At 59.6% G+C, this 4,245-nt stretch carries 3 protein-coding genes; 2 read left to right on the forward strand and 1 reads right to left on the reverse strand.

All coding sequences use genetic code 11. The features are described 5' to 3' along the window. Nucleotides 1-126: 126 nt before the first annotated feature. Entirely contained in the window at nucleotides 127-606 is a 480-nt protein-coding gene (locus F8J34_RS04025; protein WP_297056721.1) for a CarD family transcriptional regulator, read from the reverse strand. A 91-nt stretch (nucleotides 607-697) separates the two neighbouring features. Here F8J34_RS04025 and F8J34_RS04030 point away from each other — a divergent pair, with 91 nt between their 5' ends. Continuing rightward, the gene (locus F8J34_RS04030) at nucleotides 698-1,501 is read left to right on the forward strand and encodes a DUF3786 domain-containing protein (protein WP_297056722.1); all 804 of its coding nucleotides are present in this window, start codon (nucleotides 698-700) and stop codon (nucleotides 1,499-1,501) included. Further along, nucleotides 1,486-4,245, forward strand: a 2,760-nt coding sequence (rgy, locus tag F8J34_RS04035) for a reverse gyrase (protein ID WP_297056723.1), incomplete at its 3' end; no start/stop codon positions are given. The genes F8J34_RS04030 and rgy, both read left to right, overlap by 16 nt.

Genomic DNA, 4,245 nt, shown 5'->3' on the forward strand with positions numbered 1-4,245 from the left:
AACCCTATCCAGGGGGAAAAAGCCGCCCCCTCCCGCAGGGGAAAATAACGGACCACACCGTATCCGAGAACGGCAAAGATCAGGATCAGACTTAGAGGAAAAAGATATCGCCGCAAACCTGGCTCCTTATCCCAGGACCTCCCGGATCTTCTCTTCTACTTCCTCCTCCTTGAGGTTTTCAGCCAGAGATAATTCCTTGATCAGGAGACATCGGGCGGTGTCGAAGAGCTTTCTCTCTCCGTAGGAAAGGGGTTTATGCTGGCTGACCAGATAAAGATCCCTATAGACCTCGGCCACCTCGAAGATGGACCCGCTCTTTATCTTTTCCATATATTCCCGATAACGCCGATTCCAGGTCTGATGGTTGAAAGAAACCTCCTTCCGGGAAAGGATCTCATATACCCGGGAAGCCTCCTCCCTGGAGATAACATTGCGCAGACCTATCCGATGGGCATTGTCCCGGGGGATAAGCACGGTCATATTGGTCTCCAGGATACGCATGACGTAAAAGGTCTTCTCTTCACCTCCGATGACTTTATTTTCCACGGCTTCGATGACGCCCACGCCATGAGCCGGATAGACCGCTACATCGCCGATATTAAACATTCCCTAAACCCCCTTCCCGGAATTCGAACTTAATTTTTTAAATTATACCCGCTTTTTCGGGGACTTTCAAAAATCGATTTCCGATGCTATCATGCCCGGGATGGGGCTGACCCCTCTGGATGTGGTCAAACTTTTGCCCCGTACCAATTGCGGGGAGTGCGGGGAGGTTTCCTGCCTGGCCTTCGCCGTGGCCGTACTTTCCGGAAAGCGTTCCCCCCGGGATTGTCCCTATCTCGACCCCACCCTTTTGGCCATCCCCGGGGAGAAGACCCCTGATTCGGAGCTGGAGCAGACCCGTCGGATCCTTCGGGAGATCCGGCAGGAGGTGGCCGGGCTGGATTTCTCGCGCCTTGCCCCGGCTCTGGGGATAGAGGAAAGGGGAGGGCGTCTCTATCTGCCCTATCTGGACGGCACGGTAGAGCTCACCCCGGAGGATGCGCGTCGTCTCGATGGCCAGGAGCTCGATCCCCGGGACAAGATCCTTCTCTATAATTACGTCCGTTTTCAGGGAAAGGCCCCTCTATCGGGTACCTTTGTGGGGCTGGAGGCCTTTCCTCATTCGGTGTCCAAGGTGGCCACCCTCCGGCGTTACGCCGAAGAAAAGATGGCCCGGGCCCTGGAGCAGGACGAGTCCGGCCTGCGAAGGGCCCTTTCGGTTTTCCGGGTAAAGGAACTCCCCGGGGAAGCCGATCTGGCCTTTGAGGTGTGGGTTCTTCCCCGGGTGCCTCTGCGAATCTATTACTGGCGCGGATCTCCGGAGGAAGGCCTTTCCCCGCAGGTCAAAGTTCTTTATGATCTGCGGGCCACGGAATATCTGGATCTGGAATCCCTGGTCTTCTGTGCGGAACGTTTTACCGAACGATGGATCGAGGTCGGCGAATGCTCTTCCGGTTAGCCCACGGTTGTCCGAATTGCGGAAGAGAAATCGAGGACGAGCGCCTGCTGCGGGGTCTTCCCTGTAAGCATTGTCTTCCGGAGGAAAGAGACCCCTGCGAACTTCCCCCCGGGGATCTGCGTCGTTTGCGGCCTTTCTGTCGGGCCCGGGAAAGGCTGGAGCAATTCCGGGAGCTGTTTCAGCGGGCGGTGGGTTATCCTCCTTCATCCCTGCAGGAGACCTGGGCCAAAAGGATCTTTCTGGGAGAGTCCTTTGCCATTGTGGCTCCCACCGGTTCGGGAAAGACCACCTTCGGGCTACTGGCCCTTCTCCTTTCTCCCGGACGGGGGTTGATGCTGGTCCCCACCCGGCTCCTCTGTGTGCAGGTGGAGGAAAGACTCCGGGAATTTGCGGAAAGGGTGGGTCTTTCCCGCAGGATACTGGCCTATCGGGGAAGGAAAAAGGAAAAGGAGGCCTTTGAGGCCGGGGAATACGATATCCTGGTGGTTACTTCGGCCTTTATGTATCAACATCTGGAGGAATTGATCCGGGCCCGGTTTTCTCTGATCTTTGTGGATGATGTGGATGCCTTTCTCAAACGTTCCCGGCATGTGGATTCCCTGTTCCGGCTCCTGGGGTTTACGGAGGAGGAGATCGCTCTGGCCCTCAAACCCCGGAAGACCGAGAAGGACTATGAAGCCCTTTCCCGCATCCGGGAAAGACCCGGCCGGGGGCTCCTTCTCCTCTCCTCCGCCACCCTGAAACCTCGCACCTCGCGGGTGCTTCTTTTTCAGCAGCTTCTGGGTTTTGATATCCAGAGGGCGGTTTCCACCCTGCGCAATGTGCTGGATGCCTATCAGGAGGTGGCCGAGCAGGAACTATTTTCCGCCACCGCGGAACTCTGCCGTCGGCTGGGGCCCGGGGGGCTGGTCTTTCTCTCCGAGGATTTCGGTAAAGAGAAGGTGCCGGAGATTACGAATTTTCTGCGGTCCCGGGGTCTTCGGGCCGTATCCTATCTGGAACTCTCCCCGGAAAAACTCCGGGAAGGGCTCTCCGGAGGGGACTATCATCTGGCGGTGGGTCTGGCCCATCTGGCCAACCCCCTGGTGCGAGGGCTGGATCTTCCCGAGGTGTTGCGTTATGCCATCTTCGTGGGGGTGCCCAAGCGGCTCTTTCCTCTGCGGGTGGAGCCCTCTCCCTCGGCCCTTTCCAGTCTGCTCTCGGCCCTTTTGCCCCTTCTGGAGGGGGAGGAGGAAGTGGAGGCCCTGGGGTACCTGGCCTACTTGAGACGTTATCTCACCCTGCGACCGGAGGACCTGCCCCGTTATCCGCGGATTCAGGCCCGGATTCAGGAGATGGCCCGATTTCTGGAGAACAAACTCGGGGATCCCTCCTTTCGCGAGAGGCTTCGTCAGTCCGAGGAGGTCTTTCTGGAGGAGCGGGAGGGGGAGTTTTTTGTGGTGGTGGGGGAGGCCGCCGTCTATCTTCAGGCCTCGGGGCGGGTGTCCCGGCTTTCGGTCCCCGGGGTTCTGCCCGGGCTCTCCATAATCCTTTCCGAAAACCCGCGGGCGCTGAGGAGCCTGCGGCATCGTTTACGTTTTTTCCTGGGAGAAACCCCGGAGTTCCTTCCCCTGGACCGGCTGGACCTGGAGGAGGTATCCCGGCGTCTTACCGAGGCCCGTCGGGGGCTTCGGGAGGGAAAACGTCCGGAGATGCGCAGCACCCTTCTGGTGGTGGAGAGCCCTCACAAGGCCCGCACCATCGCCTCTTTCTGGGGGCGTCCCTCTCAGAGGCGTCTGGGACGGGTAACCATTTACGAAATCCCCACCGAGGATCGCCTGCTTATGGTGGCGGCCTCCCTGGGGCACGTGTTCAATCTCTCCCGCCGCCGGGGGATCTTCGGAGTGCTTTCGGAAAACGGCCGTTTTGTGCCCCTGTTCGATACCATCAAGCGGTGTCTGGCCACCGGAGAGGAACTGGTGGATCCGGAAGAGGTGCGGGAGCGCTGCCCGGAAGGGGAGGTGAGGGACAAAGCCGAGATCCTGGCGGCTCTGGGGCGGGCGGCTTTTACCGCCGACGAGGTGCTTATAGGTTCGGACCCGGATGCCGAGGGGGAAAAGATTGCCTATGACTTGTGGATCTCCCTGCGCCCCTATCAGCCCAACATTCGACGCCTGGAATTCCATGAGGTGACCCCCCGGGCCCTGCGGGAAGCCCTGAACGATCCCCGGGAGTTTCATCTCCCCCGGGTAAAGGCCCAGCTGGCCCGCCGGGTGGCAGACCGCTGGGTGGGTTTTTCGCTTTCCCGTTATCTCTGGCGGGTCTTTTCCCGCCGGGGGCTTTCGGCCGGACGGGTACAGACCCCGGTACTGGGATGGGTGATCGAACGGGCCCGGGAGGCCAGCCGAAGGGTGTATCGCCTGAGTTTTCGTCTCGGGGGGCGCCGTTTTGTGCTCGAACTGGAGGATGGTCGCCGGGCCCGGGAACTTCGCGAAGCCCTGCCGGAACTTAAGTGGGAGATCCTGTCCCGGGAGGAAAGGGAACTTCCTCCCCCTCCTCCCTTCACCACGGATACGGTTCTGGAGGAAGCCCATCTGCGCTTGCGTTTCTCCAGTCGTTATACCATGGAACTCCTGCAGCACCTTTTCGAAAGCGGGCTTATCACCTATCATCGCACCGATTCCACCCGGGTTTCGGAAGCCGGTCGTTTTCAGGTGGCCCGGCCCTATCTGGAAAAGACCCTGGGGCCCGAATATTTCCGGCCC

It is taken from the genome of Thermosulfurimonas sp. (genome assembly GCF_015491435.1).
GTDB lineage: Bacteria > Desulfobacterota > Thermodesulfobacteria > Thermodesulfobacteriales > Thermodesulfobacteriaceae > Thermosulfurimonas_A.